Source organism: Roseateles sp. (assembly GCF_036486225.1).
Classification (GTDB): domain Bacteria; phylum Pseudomonadota; class Gammaproteobacteria; order Burkholderiales; family Burkholderiaceae_C; genus Roseateles.
The window spans coordinates 1-17,947 of record NZ_DASVNZ010000183.1; the positions used below are offsets into that span (position 1 = coordinate 1).

Consider the following 17,947-nt stretch of genomic DNA (forward strand, 5'->3'; position numbering starts at 1 on the left):
CGTCAACGAGTGCTGGATCGCCGACCGCGACCGCTTCTCCTACGAGGCGCTGAACGGCGACGAACGCCTGACCACGCCGATGCTCAAGCAGGGCGGCGAGTGGAAGTCCGTCGACTGGACCACCGCGCTCGAATACGTCGCCAACGGCCTCAAGCAGGTCAAGACGGAGAAGGGCGGCGCGTCCATCGCCGCGCTGGGCTCGGAGCACAGCACCGTCGAGGAACTGCACCTGCTGGCACAACTGGTGCGCGGCCTGGGCAGCGAGAACATCGACACGCAGCTGCGCGTCGTCGACCCGGCGCTGCGCGCTGCGGACGGCAAGGCGCTGTGGCTGGGCACCTCGATCGCGTCGCTGTCGCAGCTGGACCGCGCCTTCGTCGTCGGCTCATCGCTGCGCAAGGACCACCCGCTGTTCGCGCAACGCCTGCGCCAGGCCGCCCGCCGCGGCGCACAGGTCGTGTCGCTGGCCGGCTCGGTCGAAGACTGGAAGATGCCGGTCGCCGCCGCGATCACCGCCGCCCCGTCGGCCTGGGTCGCTGAACTGGCCAACGTCGCCGCCGCCATCGGCGCGGCGAAGGGCGTCAGCGCCCCGGTGCAAGGCAACGCCACCGACGCCGCCAAGGCGATCGCCGACACGCTGCTGTCGGGCGAGCGCAAGGCCGTGCTGATCGGCAACGCCGCGATCCAGCATCCGCAAGCCGCGACGCTGCTGTCGCTGGCGAACTGGATCGGCGAACAGACCGGCGCCACCGTCGGCGTGCTGTCGGCCGCCGCGAACAGCGTCGGCGCACAGCTCGTCAACGCGCGTCCGGGACAGGGCGGCCGCACGGCAGCCCAGCTGCTGAATGACCAACCCGCCAAAGCTCTGCTGCTGCTCAACACCGACCCGGTGCTGGACGGCGCGAACGCCGCCGCCGCCAAGAAGGCGATCAACGCGGCCGAGATGGTCGTCGTGCTGACGCCGTTCAAGACCGGCCCGGTGGTCGAGTTCGCCGACGTGCTGCTGCCGACGGCCCCGTTCACCGAGACCTCGGGCAGCTTCGTCAACGCGGAAGGCCGCCTGCAGAGCTTCGTCGGCGTGGCCAAGGCCCGCGGCGAGACCCGTCCGGGCTGGAAGATCCTGCGCGTGCTGGGCAACCTGCTGAGCCTGCAGGGCTTCGACTTCGACAGCTCCGAGCAGGTCCGCACCGCGGCCCTGGGCTCGTCGCTGGACCTGGCGAACCGCCTGGGCAACACGGTGTCGGCGCAGTCCGCTGCCGTCGCAGCACCGGCGCAAGGCCTGGAACGTTTGACGACGGTGCCGATCTACGCGACCGACGCGCTGGTGCGTCGCGCCACCTCGCTGCAGCTGACCCGCGACGGCCGTGATGCGGCGATCGCCTCGCTGCCGCAGGCGCTGTGGACCGAACTCGGCCTGACCGAGAAGGGTGCGCAGGTGCGCGTGTCGCAGAACGGCGGCGAGGCCGTGCTGGCCGCGCAGCTGGATGCATCGCTGCCCGCGACCGTGGTGCGCATCCCCGCCGGCATCCCCGAGACCGCCGCACTGGGCGCGTTCACCGGCGCGATCGCCGTGACCAAGGCCTGAGGACGAGACGACGATGGAAAACTTCTATAACGCCGGCGCCTCGCTGCTGGGAGGTGTGGTCTGGCCGGTGGTCTGGAGCGTGCTCAAGATCATCGCCGTGCTGCTGCCGCTGCTGGGCTGCGTCGCCTACCTGACGCTGTGGGAACGCAAGGCCATCGGCTGGTCGCAGATCCGTCCGGGTCCGAACCGTGTCGGTCCCCTGGGCCTGCTGACCCCGATCGCCGACGCCGTGAAGCTGATCTTCAAGGAGATCATCGTCCCGAGCGCCGCCAACAAGGGCCTGTTCTTCCTCGGCCCGATCATGACCATCATGCCGGCGCTGGCCGCCTGGGCGGTCGTGCCCTTCGGCCCGGGCGCCGCGATCGCCGACGTCAACGCCGGCCTGCTGTTCCTGATGGCCATCACCTCGCTCGAGGTCTACGGCGTGATCATCGCGGGCTGGGCCTCGAACTCGAAGTACGCCTTCCTCGGCGCGCTGCGCGCCTCCGCGCAGATGGTCTCCTACGAGATCGCGATGGGCTTCTGCCTGGTCGTCGTGCTGATGGTGACGGGCTCGATGTACGTCAGCGCCATCGTGACCAGCCAGGAGCAGGGCTGGTTCGCGTCGCACGGCGTGAACATCCTGTCCTGGAACTGGCTGCCGCTGCTGCCGATCTTCCTGGTGTACTTCATCTCCGGCCTGGCCGAGACCAACCGCCATCCCTTCGACGTCGTCGAAGGCGAATCGGAGATCGTCGCCGGTCACATGATCGAGTACTCGGGCATGTCGTTCGCGATGTTCTTCCTGGCCGAGTACGCCAACATGATCCTGGTGTCGGCCCTCGCGGTGCTGATGTTCCTGGGCGGCTGGTCGGCCCCGATCTCGTGGTCGCTGCTGGGCATGGACACCCCCGCCTGGATCCAGCACTCGATGGCCTTCTGGAACTGGTTCTGGCTGTTCGCCAAGACCTTCTTCGTGGTGACCTGCTTCCTGTGGGTGCGCGCCACATTCCCGCGCTATCGCTATGACCAGATCATGCGTCTGGGCTGGAAGATCTTCATCCCCATCACGCTGATCTGGCTGGTGGTCGTGGGTCTGTGGATCCAGTCGCCGTTCAATATCTGGAAGTAATCCGAGGTATCCGCTGTGATCAAGGACCTAGTCAAGAGCTTCATGCTCACCGAGCTGCTGAAGGGCATGGCCCTCACCGGCCGGCATTTCCTCTCGAAGAACATCACGGTGCAGTTCCCGGAAGAGAAGACCCCGCTGTCTCCTCGCTTCCGCGGTCTGCACGCGCTGCGCCGGTACGAGAACGGTGAAGAGCGCTGCATCGCCTGCAAGCTGTGCGAGGCCGTGTGCCCCGCCATGGCGATCACGATCGAATCCGAAGTCCGCGACGACGGCTCGCGCCGCACGACGCGTTACGACATCGACCTGACCAAGTGCATCTTCTGCGGCTTCTGCGAAGAGAGCTGCCCGGTCGACTCCATCGTCGAGACCGACATCTTCGAATACCACGGCGAGAAGCGCGGCGACCTGTACTTCACCAAGGAGATGCTCCTGGCGGTGGGGGACCGGTACGAGCCGCAGATCGCAGCCAGCAAGGAGGCCGACGCCAAGTACCGCTGACCGGTCCGGCGGCCGTCTCCACCTCGCCGCCAGGGGAGGGGAGAGGACCGCGACCGGCGGCCTGCTTGCAGGACATCGCATGGATATCACTACCGCGCTCTTCTACGTTTTCTCGGCCGTGCTGCTGGGCTCCGCTGTCCGTGTCATCACGGCCAAGAGCACCGTGCACTCGGCCCTGTTCCTGATCCTGTCCTTCTTCAGCGCCTCCTGTCTGTGGATGCTGCTGAAGGCGGAGTTCCTGGCCATCACGCTGGTGCTGGTCTACATCGGCGCCGTGATGGTGCTGTTCCTCTTCGTCGTGATGATGCTGGACTTCGAGTCCACCGCCGTGCGCGAGAGCATCTGGAAGCACCTGCCGGTGGCCAGCCTGGTCGGCGCGGTCATCGCGCTGGAGATCGCGGCCGTGCTGATGGGCGGCTTCCGCGGCGTCGAGAACGCCCCGGAGATCCCCAACATGGCGCAGCTGGGCAACACCAAGCTGCTGGGCATCGAGATCTACACCAACTACCTGTTCCCGGTGCAGATCGCCGCGGTGCTGCTGCTGGTGGGGATCATCGCGGCGATCGCGCTGACGCTGCGCGGCCGCAAGGACTCGCGTCACCAGGACGCGTCGCAGCAGGTGCGCGTGAAGAAGGCGGACCGCCTGCGCATCGTCAAGGTCGCCCCGACCGTCGAAGCCCCGTCGTTGCCGGCGGCTGACAAGAACGAAGGAGCCGCGTGATGGGTGCGCTGAGCCTGAACCACTTCCTGATCCTGGGCGCGTTCCTGTTCGCGCTGTCGGTGATCGGCATCTTCCTGAACCGCAAGAACCTGATCGTGCTGCTGATGGCCATCGAGCTGATGCTGCTGGCGGTCAACATGAACTTCGTGGCGTTCTCGCACTACCTGGGCGACATGGCCGGCCAGGTGTTCGTGTTCTTCATCCTCACCGTGGCGGCCGCCGAGTCGGCCATCGGCCTGGCGATCCTGGTCGTGCTGTTCCGCAACCGCAGCAGCATCGACGTGGAAGAGCTGGACGCCCTCAAGGGCTGACGAGGGAAGCGAGAAAAACAATGTCTGCAACACTCTCTCAGAACATGCTGCTGGCGGTGCCCCTGGCGCCGCTCGCCGGCGCCATCGTGGCGGGCCTGTTCGGCAAGCAGGTGGGCCGCCGCGGCGCCCACACGGTGACCATCCTCGGCGTGCTGGTGGCGCTGATCATCTCGGTGATGACGCTCAACGCCGTGCTCGACGGCGCACGCTTCAACCAGACCGTCTACGAATGGATGGTGCTGGGCGGCCTGAAGATGGAAGTCGGCTTCATGATCGACGGCCTGTCCGCGATGATGATGTGCGTGGTGACCTTCGTCTCGCTGATGGTGCACATCTACACCATCGGCTACATGGAGGAAGACCCCGGCTACCAGCGCTTCTTCAGCTACATCTCGTTGTTCACCTTCAGCATGCTGATGCTGGTGATGTCCAACAACATGCTGCAGCTGTTCTTCGGCTGGGAAGCGGTGGGCCTGGTGTCCTACCTGCTGATCGGCTTCTGGTACACCAAGCCGACGGCGATCTTCGCCAACATGAAGGCCTTCCTGGTGAACCGGGTCGGCGACTTCGGCTTCATCCTGGGCATCGGCCTGCTGGTCGCCTACGGCGGATCGCTGAACTACACCGAGACCTTCGCCAAGTCGGCGGAGCTCGCCAAGATCGGCTTCGCCAATCCCTTCGGCGCCGAGCCGTGGATGATGCTGAGCGTGGCCTGCATCTGCCTGTTCATCGGCGCGATGGGCAAGTCGGCGCAGTTCCCGCTGCACGTCTGGCTGCCGGACTCGATGGAAGGCCCGACCCCGATCTCGGCGCTGATCCACGCGGCGACCATGGTCACGGCCGGCATCTTCATGGTGTCGCGCTTCAGCCCGCTGTTCGAGCTGTCCGACACCGCGCTGAACTTCGTGCTGGTCATCGGCTCGATCACGGCGCTGTTCATGGGCTTCCTGGGCATCATCCAGAACGACATCAAGCGCGTCGTCGCGTACTCCACGCTCTCGCAGCTGGGCTACATGACGGTGGCGCTGGGCGTGTCGGCCTACTCGGTGGCGGTGTTCCACCTGATGACGCACGCGTTCTTCAAGGCGCTGCTGTTCCTGGGCGCGGGCTCCGTGATCATCGGCATGCACCATGACCAGGACATCCGCAACATGGGCGGCCTGCGCAAGTACATGAAGGTGACCTGGATCACCTCGCTGCTGGGCTCGCTGGCGCTGATCGGCACGCCGTTCTTCTCGGGCTTCTACTCGAAGGACTCGATCATCGAGGCCGTGCACGCCTCGCACCTGCCGGGCGCGACCTTCGCGTACGTCGCGGTGGTGGCCGGCGTCTTCGTGACCGCGTTCTACAGCTTCCGGATGTACTTCCTGGTCTTCCACGGCAAGGAGAACTTCCACCACAAGCCGTTCCCGGGCGAGCACGACCATCACGACGATGATCACCACGGCGACGGTCACGACCACACGCCGCATGAGTCGAAGTGGGTGGTGACGGTGCCGCTGGTGCTGCTGGCGATCCCGTCGGTGCTGATCGGTTTCTTCACGATCAAGCCGATGCTGCACGGCGACTTCTTCAAGGACTCGATCTTCGTGAACCACGAGGTCCATCACGCGATGAGCGAGCTGGGCGAGGAGTTCCACGGCGCGGTCGCGATGGCGGTGCACAGCCTGCAGACGCTGCCGCTGTGGCTGGCGATCGCCGGCGTGGCGATGGCCTACTGGTTCTACATGATCAGCCCGGCGATCCCGGCGGCGTTCGCGCGCATCTTCCGCCCGATCGTGACCATCCTCGAGAACAAGTACTACATGGACTGGTTCAACGAGAACGTGCTGGCCCGTGGCGCGCGCGCGCTCGGATCCGGCCTGTGGAAGGCCGGCGACCAGGCCGTCATCGACGGCGTGCTGATCAACGGCTCGGCGCGCACGGTGGGCGGTTTCGCCGGCCTGGTGCGGCTGGTCCAGACCGGCCACCTGTACTGGTACGCGCTGGTGATGATCCTGGGTGTCGTGGGTCTGATGACCTGGCAGCTGTGGCCTTACATGGGGCCCCAATTCAAGGCCCTGTTCGGCCTCTGACGCGGGCGGAGAATAAGAATGTTGCTAAGTCTCTCCATCTGGCTGCCCATCGTCTGCGGTGGCCTCCTGCTCGCGCTCGGTCGCGACAACAATGCCGGCGCGGTGCGCTGGATGGCGCTGGTCGGCGCGGTCCTGTCCTTCCTGGTGACCTTGCCGCTGATCAGCGGCTTCGACAACTCGACGGCGGCGATGCAGTTCGTCGAGGTCGCGACCTGGATCCCGCGCTTCAACATCCACTACCACCTGGGCGTGGACGGCATCTCGATGTGGTTCGTCCCGCTGACGGCCTTCATCTCGATCATCGTGGTGATCGCGGCCTGGGAAGTCATCGACACGCGGGTGCACCAGTACATGGGCGCCTTCCTGATCCTGTCGGGGCTGATGATCGGCGTGTTCTGCGCGCTCGACGGCATGCTGTTCTACGTGTTCTTCGAGGCCACGCTGATCCCGATGTACATCATCATCGGCGTCTGGGGCGGACCTCGTCGCGTGTACGCGGCCTTCAAGTTCTTCCTGTACACGCTGGCCGGCTCGTTGCTGATGCTGATCGCGCTGCTGTACCTGTACAGCCAGTCGGGCAGCTTCGAGATCCTGCTGTGGCACAAGCTGCCGCTGCCGATGTCGGCGCAGACATTGCTGTTCTTCGCCTTCTTCGCGGCCTTCGCGGTGAAGGTGCCGATGTGGCCGGTGCACACGTGGTTGCCGGACGCCCACGTCGAGGCGCCGACCGGCGGCTCGGTGGTCCTGGCGGCCATCATGCTGAAGCTGGGCGCCTACGGCTTCCTGCGCTTCTCGCTGCCGATCGCGCCGGATGCGGCCCGTCACTACGACTGGTTCATCATCGGCCTGTCGCTGATCGCGGTGATCTACATCGGCCTGGTGGCCATGGTCCAGCGCGACATGAAGAAGCTGGTGGCCTACTCGTCGGTCGCCCACATGGGCTTCGTGACGCTGGGCTTCTTCATCTTCAACGAGCTGGGCATCGCCGGCGGCCTGGTGCAGATGATCTCGCACGGCTTCGTGTCGGGCGCGATGTTCCTGTGCATCGGCGTCCTGTACGACCGCGTGCATTCGCGTGAGATCGCCGACTACGGCGGCGTCGTCAACACGATGCCCAAGTTCGCGGCGCTGGCGGTGTTCTTCGGCATGGCCAACTGCGGCCTGCCGGCGACGGCCGGTTTCGTGGGCGAGTGGATGGTGATCCTGGGCGCCGTCGGCCACAACTTCTGGATCGGCCTGCTGGCGGCCACGGCGCTGATCTTCGGCGCGGCCTACACGCTGTGGATGATCAAGCGCGTCTACTTCGGCGCGGTGACCAACGACAACGTGCGCAACCTGACCGACATCAACGGCCGTGAGTTCCTGATGCTGGGTGTGCTGGCGATCGCGACGCTCTACATGGGCGTGTATCCGAAGCCGTTCACCGACGTGATGCATCAATCCGTCGACGCGCTGCTCAAGCACGTCGCGGTGTCCAAGATCCAATAAGGGCCCAACACAATGAACGACATGAACTGGGTCGCGGTCTATCCCGAAATCCTGTTGCTGGCGCTGGCCTGCGTGGTCGCGCTGGTGGACCTGTTCGTCACCGATCCGCGCCGCACGACGACCTACTGGCTGACGCAGCTCAGCCTGGCGGTGGTCGGCGTGATGCACTTCGCCGCGATGGGCGACGCGCCCACCGAGACGATGCAGGGCATGCTGGTCGTGGACCCGCTGAGCCACCTGCTGAGCGGCACCAGCGCCATCGCGCTGATCATCACGCTGGTCTACGCGCGTCCGTACGCTGAGTCGCGCGACATCCTCAAGGGTGAGCTGTTCACGCTGAGCCTGCTGGTGCTGCTGGGCGTCAACGTGATGGTGGCGGCCAACAACTTCCTGACCACCTACCTGGGTCTGGAGCTGATGAGCCTGTCGCTGTACGCGCTGACGGCGCTGCGTCGCGATCACACGATCTCGACCGAAGCCGCGATGAAGTACTTCGTGCTGGGCGCATTGGCCTCGGGCTTCCTGCTGTACGGCCTGTCGATGATGTACGGCGCCACGGGTTCGCTGTCGATCCCGCGCGTGTTCGAGGTCATCTCCACCGGCACCGTCAACAAGGGCGTGCTGGTGCTGGGCGTGGTCTTCGTCGTCGCCGGCCTGGGCTTCAAGCTGGGCGCCGCGCCGTTCCACATGTGGGTGCCGGACGTCTATCAAGGCGCGCCGACGGCCGCGACGCTGCTGATCGGCGGCGCGCCCAAGCTGGCCGCGCTGGGCATGACGCTGCGTCTGCTGGTGGAAGGCATGCTGCCTTTGGCGACCGACTGGCAGCAGATGATGCTGGTGATGGCGGTGGCCTCGCTGGTGGTGGGCAACCTGGCCGCGATCGCGCAGAGCAACCTGAAGCGGATGCTGGCCTACTCGACGATCTCCCAGATGGGCTTCGTCGTGCTGGGTCTGGCCTCGGGCGTGGTGAACGGCCAGCCCGACATGCATGCGCTGAACGCCTACAGCTCGGCGATGTTCTACGCGATCAGCTACGTGCTGACGACGCTGGGCAGCTTCGGCCTGATCATGCTGCTGGCGCGCCAGGGCTTCGAGTCCGAGCAGATCAGCGACCTGGCCGGCCTGTTCAAGCGCAGCCCGTGGTTCGCCTTCGTGATGGCGATCTACATGTTCTCGCTGGCCGGCATCCCGCCGATGGTGGGCTTCTACGGCAAGCTGGCCGTGCTGCAGGCGATGGTCACGACGGGTCAGTCGCTGTACATCTGGATGGCCGTGATCGCGGTGCTGCTGTCGCTGGTCGGCGCGTTCTACTACCTGCGTGTGGTGAAGGTCATGTTCTTCGATGAGCCGACCGACCACAGCCCGGTGACGGCGCCCGCGGACGCCCGCGTGGTGATGTCGCTGAACGGCGCCGCGGTGCTGGTGCTGGGTGTGTTCCCGGGCGGTCTGCTGCTGCTGTGCACGCAGGCGGTCGTCCGCGCGCTGGCGCACTGATCGCCGGTACACCGAACGACCCCAAGAGCGGCAACGCGCAAGAGAGAACTCGACCATGGATCAAGGCGTTTCAGTCTGGATGGTGCTGGTGGTGGCGCTGGTCGCCGCCAACCTGCCTTACGTGAGTTCGCGCATCCTGCTGGTGGGGCCGCGCCGCGATCCCAAGGCCGGCGGCTGGCGCCTGCTGGAACTGTTCCTGCTCGCGCTGATCACGCTGGCCGTGGGCTTCGGTCTGGAGTCCACGCAGGGCCAGCGTTTCCCGCAGGGCTGGGAGTTCTACGCCGCCGCGCTGGCGATGTTCGTGACCTTGGGTTTCCCGGGTTTCGTGTGGCGCTACCTGCGCCGCTCGCGGGCCAAGGTGCGAGAGTTCGATGACGAAGAAGCTGCCTGAAGCGAACCGACCCGATGACGACGGCGTGATCGGCATCCCGTCGGCCGCCGGTTCCAGCGATGGTGACGAGCATCTGCGCGAAATCGCGCTGTCCTCCGACTGGATCCTGCGGGGCAATTTTCTTCAGGTGAAGCGCGACCGCGTCGCGCTGCCCGATGGCCGGGAGGCCACGCGCGAATACATCCGCCACCCCGGCGCCGCGGTGATCGTGCCGCTGTTCGACGATGGCCGCGTGCTGCTGGAACGGCAGTACCGCTATCCGCTCGGTCGCGTGGTGCTGGAGTTCCCCGCGGGCAAGCTGGATCCGGACGAAAGCCCGCTGCGCTGCGCGGTGCGCGAGCTGTTCGAGGAAACCGGCTACCGCGCCCGCGAGTGGGCCTACGCCGGTGTGCTGCACAACGCGATCGCCTACTCGGACGAGCGCATCGAGATCTTCTTCGCGCGCGGCCTGATCGCGGGCGAGCGGCAGCTGGACGAGGGCGAGTTCCTCGACCTGCTGCCGGTGGCGGAGGACGAGCTCGACCGCATGGCCTTCGACGGCCGCGTCACCGACGCGAAGACGCTGATCGGCCTGCAGTGGCTGCAGCGCTGGCGGGCCGGCGCATGGCCATTGGACTGGATGCCGGCGGAGCCAGCCTCCAGCCGCTAGCATCGGTCCATCATGCTGGTACTGAACCTGGCTTGCGAGGCCGGCCATGCCTTTGAGGGCTGGTTCGCCTCCGCCACCGATTTCGAATCGCAACAGGAACGCGGGCTGCTGAGCTGCCCGCTGTGCAACAGCGCGACCGTGCGGCGCATGCCGAGCGCGCCGCGGCTGAATCTCTCCTCCGCCGCCGAGCCGAAAGGCGTGAAGGGGGCGAAGGGGACGATGGCCGCCGAAGCCGCGAAGGCCGGCGGCGCGCGTGTGGCCGAGACGCCGCCGTCGCTCCCCTCAGGAACGAGTCTGCCGGAGGGCGTGCCGCCGATCGCGATCGAACTGCAGAAGCAGGTGATGCAGGCGGTGCGCACGCTGATGGCCAAGACCGAGGACGTCGGCGACCGATTCGCCACCGAGGCGCGCCGCATCCATTACGGCGAAGCCGAGGAGCGCGGCATCCGTGGCCGCGCGACGCCGGACGAGGCGCGCGAGCTCGCGGACGAGGGCATCGACATCGTCGCACTGCCGGTGCCCGATGCGCTGAAAGACCCTCTCCAGTAACGACCTGACGCCTCTTGGGATTGCGGGCGACACCGCTGCGGGTGTCGAATGCCCCGGTCGCATCTCTTGAGGAATCAGGTTCATGAAGACTTTCCGTTTGCTCACCTGTGCCGCGGCGGTGACCGCGTCCTTGACCTTCGCGCCGATGGCGCCGTCCCTGGCGGCCTCCGCCGCGCCGGTGGCCGCGCAGAACGGCATGGTGGTGACCGCGCAGCACCTCGCGACGCGGGTCGGCGTCGATGTGCTCAAGGACGGCGGCAATGCCGTCGATGCCGCGGTGGCGGTGGGCTATGCGCTCGCGGTCGTGTACCCGGCGGCGGGCAACCTCGGCGGCGGCGGCTTCATGACGATCCAGCTGGCCGACGGCCGCAAGACCTTCCTGGACTTCCGCGAGAAGGCGCCGCTGGCCGCGACGGCCAACATGTACCTCGACAAGGACGGCAACGTCGTCAAGGGCCTGAGCACGCACGGCCACCTCGCGGTGGGCGTGCCGGGCACGGTCTCGGGCATGGAGTACGCGCGGGAGAAGTACGGCACGATGAAGCGCCCCGCGCTGATCGCGCCAGCGATCGCGCTGGCGGACCGCGGCTTCGCGCTGGAGCAGGGCGACGTCGACATGTTCCAGACGGCCACCAAGGACTTCGTGGCCGACCCGGCCTCCGGTGCCATCTTCCTCAACAAGGGCAAGCCCTTCCAGGCCGGCGACAAGCTGGTGCAGAAGGACCTGGCGAAGACGCTGCGCGAGATCGGCGCCAAGGGCACGGACGGCTTCTACAAGGGCTGGGTGGCGAAGGCGCTGGTCGAGTCCAGCCAGGCGGGCAAGGGCATCCTCACGCAGGCCGACCTGGACCAGTACCAGACGCGCGAGCTGCCGCCGGTGGAATGCGACTACCGCGGCTATCACGTCGTGTCGGCGCCGCCGCCGAGCTCGGGTGGCGTGATCATCTGCGAGATGCTCAACATCCTCGAGGGCTATCCGCTGCGCCAGCTCGGCTGGGGATCGGCGCAGGGCGCGCACTACCAGATCGAGGCGATGCGGCATGCCTACGTCGATCGCAACAGCACGCTGGGGGATCCGGACTTCGTGCAGAACCCGCTGCAGCGGCTGCTGGACAAGAGCTACGCGGCGAAGATCCGCGCGGCGATCGATCCGGCGAAGGCGGGCGTGTCCATGGACATCAAGCCGGGCGTGGCGCCGCATGAAGGCAGCAACACGACGCACTACTCGATCGCGGACAAGTGGGGCAATGCGGTGTCGGTGACCTACACGCTGAACGACTGGTTCGGCGCGAAGGTCACGGCGGCGAAGACCGGGGTGCTGCTGAACAACGAGATGGACGACTTCACGTCCAAGATCGGCGTGCCCAACATGTACGGCCTGGTGCAGGGCGAGGCGAACGCGATCGCGCCCGGGAAGCGCCCGTTGTCGTCGATGAGCCCGACGATCGTGACCAAGGACGGCAAGCCGGTGATGGTGGTGGGGACGCCGGGCGGCAGCCGCATCATCACGGCGGTGCTGCAGACCATGCTCAACGCGATCGACTTCGACATGAACGTGCAGGAAGCGGTGGACGCGCCGCGCTTCCACCAGCAGTGGTTGCCGGACGTGACCAACGTCGAGCCGTATGCGTTCTCGCCGGACACGCGCAAGCTGCTGGAGGGCATGGGCCACAAGCTGGGCGCGCCGCATCCGGCGAACCACCTGGCGGCGATCATCGTCGGCGCGCCATCGCTGAACGGCAAGCCGGTCGGGAACAACCGCTTCTACGGCGCGAATGATCCGAGGCGCAACACGGGGTTGGCGGCGGGGTATTGAGTCGCCACGGCGCTACGGCGCCGCGGCGCGCTTGGGCCTGACGCCTTACTGCACGGACTTGTAGCCCGGCACGTCCCCGAGCGGGATCGTGCGCACGCGGATCACGACCTCGGTCTTCTTCTCGTCTTCCGGCGTCGTGTGCACGCCGGCCTCGATGCCGTCCTCGACGAGGATGGCCGCGTTCTTCATCAGCGGCTGACCGCCCTCCGACACGGCGAAGTTCAGATAGACGCGCTTGGCGTCGCGACGCCGGGCCGTGATCTCGACGCGGATCTGGTCCGGCGCGGGCAGATCGGGTTTGCCGCCGATGACGACGAGCGATTTCTTGCCGCTCTCGGTGACGAGGCGCATCGTCGACAGCTTCTGTTCCTTAACCACGCCGTCGCTGCGGCGGTTGAGCTGGATCGTCAGCTCGATCGCGACCGGATCGGTGGCGAGCTCGGGCATGACCGCGTTGACCGCATGCACGGTGCCGCCTGCGGCCAGCGACAGGACGGCGAGGATGGAAGCACCGAACAGCCGGCGTGGTCGGGAATGGGGACGGACAGCGAGCATGGCGACTCTTTCGATCAACGGGTGAGAAGACACGAGGGATGAGCGCCAGCCGGACCACGGCTGGAGCGGGGAGAGTGACTGCTGAGCGCGGAGCAGCGCGCGGCCGTAGTCGGCTTCGCGGCCGGGGTGACGGAGCATCACCACGTGGTCGCAGGAAAGCTCCTGGTCGGCGCGCATCGCGCGCAGCGACAGCCAGGCCAGCGGGTTGAACCAGTGCAGCGCGCACAGGGCCGCGGCGAGGGCGTTCCAGTGGTTATCGAAGCGGCGGCGATGGACCTCCTCATGCGCGAGCACCAGCGGGCGCTGAGCCGCGTCGAAGCGCTGCTCGAAGTCGGACGGCAGGACCAGGCGGGGCGGCCACAGTCCGACCAGCGCCGGACCCTGCGCGCTGAAGCGCCGCTGCAGCCACGCCATCCAAGCAACGACGATGAGTGCGCCGACGGCCCACAGCGTCAGCCACAGCGTGGCGCTGCTGCTTGGCATCAGTGCTTGCAACGAAGGCGTCTTCGACTGACCCAGCGCGGGCACGATCTGGCGGACGAGTTCCGCCGAGATCTGCATGGCAGGCGGGCTCGCCGGCAGCAGGTCGACGATGAGCAGCATCGGCAAGAGCGCCCAGCTGACGTAGGCGAAGCCGGGTCCGAGGTGGCGTGCCAAAGGACGGCGCAGCGTGAGCAGCACCAGCGCGGTCACGGAGAGCACGGCGGTCTGACGCAGCAGGGTGTGGAGCAGGGCGTCAGTCATCGGACTTGCCGCCCTTGGCGCTGTCGGCCTTGACGCTCTTCGTGCCGCGTTGCTCGTAGTCCTCGATGAGCTGCTTCAACGCCTTGACGTCGGCGGCCTTGAGCTTGCGCTGGGAGGAGAAGTGCGACACCAGTGGCGCAAGGCTGCCGCCGAACAGGCGGTCGAGCAGCGAGAGGCTCTCGCCGTGCGCCCAGTCGGCGCGGGGGAAGCGCGGCGCGTAGAGGAACCGCCGGCCGTCGCGCTCGGCGACGAGGGCGTCCTTCTTCAGCAGCCGGTTCAGCAGCGTCTTGACCGTGGCGAGCTGCCAGTCCTGCCGGCCGGCGAGCGCGGCAGCGATGTCCTCGGCCGACAGCGGGGATGAGTGCCAGAGCACTTCCATGACCTCGGCTTCAGCGGAGGTGATGGCGGGGAGGTCGTCGGGCATGCGATTCCGTTTACGCGTGTAATCGAATGAATGATTACAGCTGTAAATGGAATCGTCAAGGGGTGGCGGGGTCAGGGGCGGCCGGACCGCTCCACGGCTTCAAGGCCTCATAGCGTTGCGGCAGCGTCAGCGCGTCCCCCCAGGACCCATAGGTCGGATTGGGGATCGGCACCCACGAGAGGCCCCAGCGCTTCGCGTGCGCCGACTCGTCGTAGTTTGCGCGCGGCACGAAGTCGTTGAGGTCGTCGCCGACGAGCATCGCGATGCGGTGGGTGCGCGCGACTGCGTAGCGTCTGGCGCTCTTGTCGGATGCGGACCATTCGATGCGGTCACGGCGCAGCATGAGGTCTTCCGGCGCGACGGCGCGGCCCAGCAGGCGCTCCAGATTCGCCAGCGTCTGGGCCTTCTGCGGGCAGGCGACATGGAAGCCGTCGGGACGGTAGGAACCCTGGAGGGGGCAGGTCCGGTTGGTGATGAAGACGACGCGGAATCCGAGCGTCCTGGCACGGGCGATGAACTCGGGCGCGCCGGGAATCGCGGTGGCCTGCGCGGACGCTACCCAGGCGGCCCAGGACGCGCTGTCGTAGGGCTTGCCGGCGCGGATGCGCCAGGCTTCGTAGGGCGAGTTGTCGACCACCGTCTCGTCGACGTCCAGCACGATCGCCGGCGGCTTGCGGGCGAAGCCGCCTTGCTCGGCCTGCTCGAGCGACGCCGTCTCCCGCGTGGCCTTGCGCGCGGCGGGCAGGCGGGCGGTCGCGGCGCGATAGACCGCGAGCGTGGCAGCACGCCGCTCCACCGCGGTCTGGAACCACAGGGTGGCCGTCACGCCTTCACGGCCCACGATCGGCAGCGTGTCGACGCTCGGCGCAGATGCTGCCTCTGCCGTCGAAGCCGTGGCGGTCAGCGATGTCATGGCCATGAGCGCGGCAGCGAGCGCCGCAGGCAGGAGCCGCGAGAGGCGGGGACGGAGGATGGCGAGGCGCATGCAGGCAGCTTTCTCAGGGGCGGAACGCATGGATTGTGAAGCGGCACAACGTCATCCGAACGGATGATGCGGCGGGGCGTGGCGCGGGATATACGGGCGATGTCACCCACTCGCTCCATGACATGCAAGCTCCTTCTCCCGGCTCGCCTGCGACGCGACGACGCAGTGGTCGTGTGTGGCTGTGGATAGGTTTGACATGGTGCGCGGCGACGACCGCCCTGGCGCTCTTGCAGCCGCCGGGACCAGTGGACTCGGCGATGGCCGTCACCTGGGCGGAACGCGATCTTCGGGGCTGGTGGCGCCATCCTGTCGAACGCCATGCGTTCCTCCGTCTGCCTGCGGTCAGAGGCAGCTTCACGTCGATGGCGGTGGATGCCAGCGGCCATCGATGGTGGCTCGCGGGGGACGGTGGCGCAGTGGTGGCGACCACCGATGGCGGTGCCAGTTGGCAATCGCAGCCGACGGGCACCCATCGTCAGTTGTCGGCCCTTTATGCGAGCGACGACGGTCAGAAGCTATGGGCCGTCGGCGAAGGGGGGACGGTCCTCGTTTCCGCCGATGGCGGCCGGCAGTGGCGGTCTCAGTCTTCCGGCATCGACCGTCATCTGCACGCCGTCGAATTCGCCCCTGACGCGCGCCGGGGGTGGGCGGTGGGCAACGAGGGTGCGGCGATCTCCACCGACGATGGCGGCGAGTCCTGGCGCCGCATGGAAGGTCTGGGGACTTCGCGATTGAGGAGCGTGCATTTCGATCCCGGCGGCCGCGTGGGCGTGGTGATCGGCGAGGGCGGCCAAGTCCTCCTGACGGAAGACGGCGGTCGGCGCTGGCGCGACGTCGGAGGCGCGACGCCCAATCCGGATCCGTCGACGATCGACTCGTTGATCGAGCAGTCGAAGGCGATGGAGTCGAGACCCGTGCGAGCCGCGCAGACGCAGCTGCGGCCGGATGCCGCCGCCGACGGATATCGACGAGGATGGATCGCCGCCACGTTGAGTGCGAATGGCAGCCGAGTGGGGTTGGTCGGTGAGTTGGGGACCTTCTCGTCGTCGGACGACGGCGGCAGGACCTGGACCGCACCCACGCCGCGCGGGATTGTCGCCTTCGAACGCGCGGATTTCAGCCGTGACGGTCAGCGCGGGGTGGCGATCAGTCCTTTCTCCTGGATCTTCAGCACGGCGGATGGCGGGCGACTGTGGCGACTGCATGTCGAGCAGACCTCCAGGAGCCAATCGGCGGTGAGACTCGGACGGGACGGCTTGCAGGCATGGGTCGTCGGCGGAAAGGGCGCGCTGCTCAAGTCACGGGACGGCGGCCAATCTTGGGCGCCGGCGACCAGAGACGCGCTGGAGTCGCTGGCCAGCATCGGTTTCTCCGACGACGATCGCCTGGGTTGGGCGGTAGGCACAAGCGGCGCTCTGCTGAGAACCGAGGACGGCGGCGCGTCCTGGCGTCCGCAGTCGGCGCCCACGACGGGCGGCCTTGGCGTGCTCTACGTCGGCGCCGACGGCATGAAGGCCTGGGCGACGGACCCGACTGGCTTGCGCTCGATCCAGACCACCAACGGCGGCGCGTCGTGGGAGCAGGGCGATCTGAACAGATCGGATGCCAGGGCTGCCATGGAACGTCCGCGCCGACCCCTGCAGCCGCCGATGCCACTGCCCTGGGGCGTGCGCTCGGGCTACATCGGCGCGGACGGCCAACGCGGCTGGGCCGTCGGTGACGGCGGTCTTCTGCTGACCACCTCCGACGGCGGCAAGACCTGGACCGATCCCCGCGTCTACGCGCGCTATCCGGCGCCCTGGTACTGGCTCGCCTTGCTGCTGTCGGTGCCGATGTTCCTGCGTTCGTGGCGGCTGTTCACGCAGGCGCGGCTGGTGGTGGCCGGCATGGCCGAAACGCCTGCAACCGACGCGGCGCTGACCGATCCCCGGCAGGACCGGCTCAACTTCGAGCCGCTCGCCGCGGGCATCTCCCGCTTCCTGCGCAACCCGGCGACCGAGCCGCCGCTGACGCTGGCCGTCACCGGTGATTGGGGCTCGGGCAAGAGCTCGCTGATGGGGCTGATCTGCGCGGACCTGCGCAAGCACGGCTCACGGCCGATCTGGTTCAACGCCTGGCACCACCAGAAGGAGGATCACCTCTTCGCCGCGCTGCTCGGCGCGTTGAGCAAACAGGCGCCGCCGCCATGGCTGAGCCTCGACGGCATCGGGTTCCGGCTGCGCCTGCTCTGGCTGCGATCGCGCAAGCACTGGATCTTCACCCTGCTGCTGTGCACGGCGGTGGCGGCGCTCATCACCTTGCACCTCGGCATGAACGACGCCGTGGCGGAGACGCAGCTCCTGCGGCAACTCGGCGACCTGCTGACCTCGCTCAGCGGGTGGGGGAGCGCGAAGCCCGATGCGGCATCGACCGCCGCGAGGTCCGCGCCGCCCGTGCCCTGGGCCGGCTGGCTCGCGCTGCTGACGGTCGCCGGCACCACGCTGGCCGCGCTGCGCAAGGCGCTGACGGCTTTCGGCGCCGATCCGGCGGCGCTGCTGGCCGGCGGGCTTCA

General features: G+C 67.4%; 16 protein-coding genes. 13 read left to right on the forward strand and 3 right to left on the reverse strand.

The window, feature by feature from the left end; translation table 11 throughout:
- From VF536_RS13010 to ggt, 12 genes are all read left to right on the forward strand, one after another.
- Positions 1-1,585: molybdopterin-dependent oxidoreductase (locus tag VF536_RS13010; RefSeq protein ID WP_331615275.1), on the forward strand; the 1,585-nt coding region annotated here is incomplete at its 5' end.
- Between the two features lie 13 nt (positions 1,586-1,598).
- The gene (gene nuoH, locus VF536_RS13015) at positions 1,599-2,696 is read left to right on the forward strand and encodes an NADH-quinone oxidoreductase subunit NuoH (RefSeq protein WP_331615276.1); all 1,098 of its coding nucleotides are present in this window, start codon (positions 1,599-1,601) and stop codon (positions 2,694-2,696) included.
- Positions 2,697-2,711: 15 nt separating this feature from the next.
- Positions 2,712-3,194, forward strand: coding sequence for an NADH-quinone oxidoreductase subunit NuoI (nuoI, locus tag VF536_RS13020; RefSeq protein WP_331615277.1), 483 nt, complete (start codon positions 2,712-2,714; stop codon positions 3,192-3,194).
- Between the two features lie 79 nt (positions 3,195-3,273).
- Positions 3,274-3,915 (forward strand): NADH-quinone oxidoreductase subunit J, encoded by a 642-nt coding sequence (locus VF536_RS13025; RefSeq protein WP_067273424.1) that lies wholly within the window; start codon positions 3,274-3,276, stop codon positions 3,913-3,915.
- Positions 3,915-4,226 (forward strand): NADH-quinone oxidoreductase subunit NuoK, encoded by a 312-nt coding sequence (gene nuoK, locus VF536_RS13030; RefSeq protein WP_067273420.1) that lies wholly within the window; start codon positions 3,915-3,917, stop codon positions 4,224-4,226. Before VF536_RS13025 ends, nuoK begins: the two co-directional genes overlap by 1 nt.
- Positions 4,227-4,246: 20 nt before the next feature.
- On the forward strand, positions 4,247-6,301 hold the full coding sequence (gene nuoL, locus VF536_RS13035; RefSeq protein ID WP_331615278.1) for an NADH-quinone oxidoreductase subunit L: 2,055 nt from the start codon (positions 4,247-4,249) through the stop codon (positions 6,299-6,301).
- Positions 6,302-6,319: 18 nt separating this feature from the next.
- A complete protein-coding gene (locus VF536_RS13040) occupies positions 6,320-7,789 on the forward strand; it encodes an NADH-quinone oxidoreductase subunit M (RefSeq protein WP_331615279.1) in 1,470 nt (489 codons plus the stop codon).
- Positions 7,790-7,801: 12 nt separating this feature from the next.
- Positions 7,802-9,283, forward strand: coding sequence for an NADH-quinone oxidoreductase subunit NuoN (gene nuoN / locus VF536_RS13045; RefSeq protein ID WP_331615280.1), 1,482 nt, complete (start codon positions 7,802-7,804; stop codon positions 9,281-9,283).
- Positions 9,284-9,338: 55 nt separating this feature from the next.
- Positions 9,339-9,674, forward strand: a complete 336-nt coding sequence (locus VF536_RS13050) for a DUF2818 family protein (protein WP_331615281.1) — start codon at positions 9,339-9,341, stop codon at positions 9,672-9,674.
- Positions 9,655-10,323, forward strand: a complete 669-nt coding sequence (locus tag VF536_RS13055; RefSeq protein ID WP_331615282.1) for an NUDIX hydrolase — start codon at positions 9,655-9,657, stop codon at positions 10,321-10,323. The genes VF536_RS13050 and VF536_RS13055 overlap by 20 nt, the downstream gene beginning before the upstream one ends.
- A 12-nt stretch (positions 10,324-10,335) precedes the next feature.
- On the forward strand, positions 10,336-10,872 hold the full coding sequence (locus VF536_RS13060) for a DUF1178 family protein (RefSeq protein ID WP_331615283.1): 537 nt from the start codon (positions 10,336-10,338) through the stop codon (positions 10,870-10,872).
- 145 nt (positions 10,873-11,017) lie between these two features.
- Positions 11,018-12,688, forward strand: coding sequence for a gamma-glutamyltransferase (gene ggt / locus VF536_RS13065; RefSeq protein ID WP_331615288.1), 1,671 nt, complete (start codon positions 11,018-11,020; stop codon positions 12,686-12,688).
- Between the two features lie 45 nt (positions 12,689-12,733).
- Here ggt and VF536_RS13070 read toward each other — a convergent pair whose 3' ends face one another.
- Genes VF536_RS13070 through VF536_RS13080 form a run of 3 tightly spaced genes read right to left on the reverse strand, consistent with a single transcriptional unit; the run spans position 12,734 to position 15,324 of the window.
- Positions 12,734-13,987, reverse strand: coding sequence for a M56 family metallopeptidase (locus VF536_RS13070; protein WP_331615284.1), 1,254 nt, complete (start codon positions 13,985-13,987; stop codon positions 12,734-12,736).
- A complete protein-coding gene (locus VF536_RS13075) occupies positions 13,980-14,411 on the reverse strand; it encodes a BlaI/MecI/CopY family transcriptional regulator (RefSeq protein ID WP_331615285.1) in 432 nt (143 codons plus the stop codon). Before VF536_RS13075 ends, VF536_RS13070 begins: the two co-directional genes overlap by 8 nt.
- A gap of 55 nt (positions 14,412-14,466) precedes the next feature.
- Positions 14,467-15,324: a 5'-nucleotidase, lipoprotein e(P4) family gene (locus tag VF536_RS13080; protein WP_331615286.1), complete on the reverse strand. Its 858-nt coding sequence runs from the start codon at positions 15,322-15,324 to the stop codon at positions 14,467-14,469.
- A 329-nt stretch (positions 15,325-15,653) separates the two neighbouring features.
- Here VF536_RS13080 and VF536_RS13085 point away from each other — a divergent pair.
- Positions 15,654-17,947: YCF48-related protein (locus tag VF536_RS13085; protein ID WP_331615287.1), on the forward strand; the 2,294-nt coding region annotated here is incomplete at its 3' end.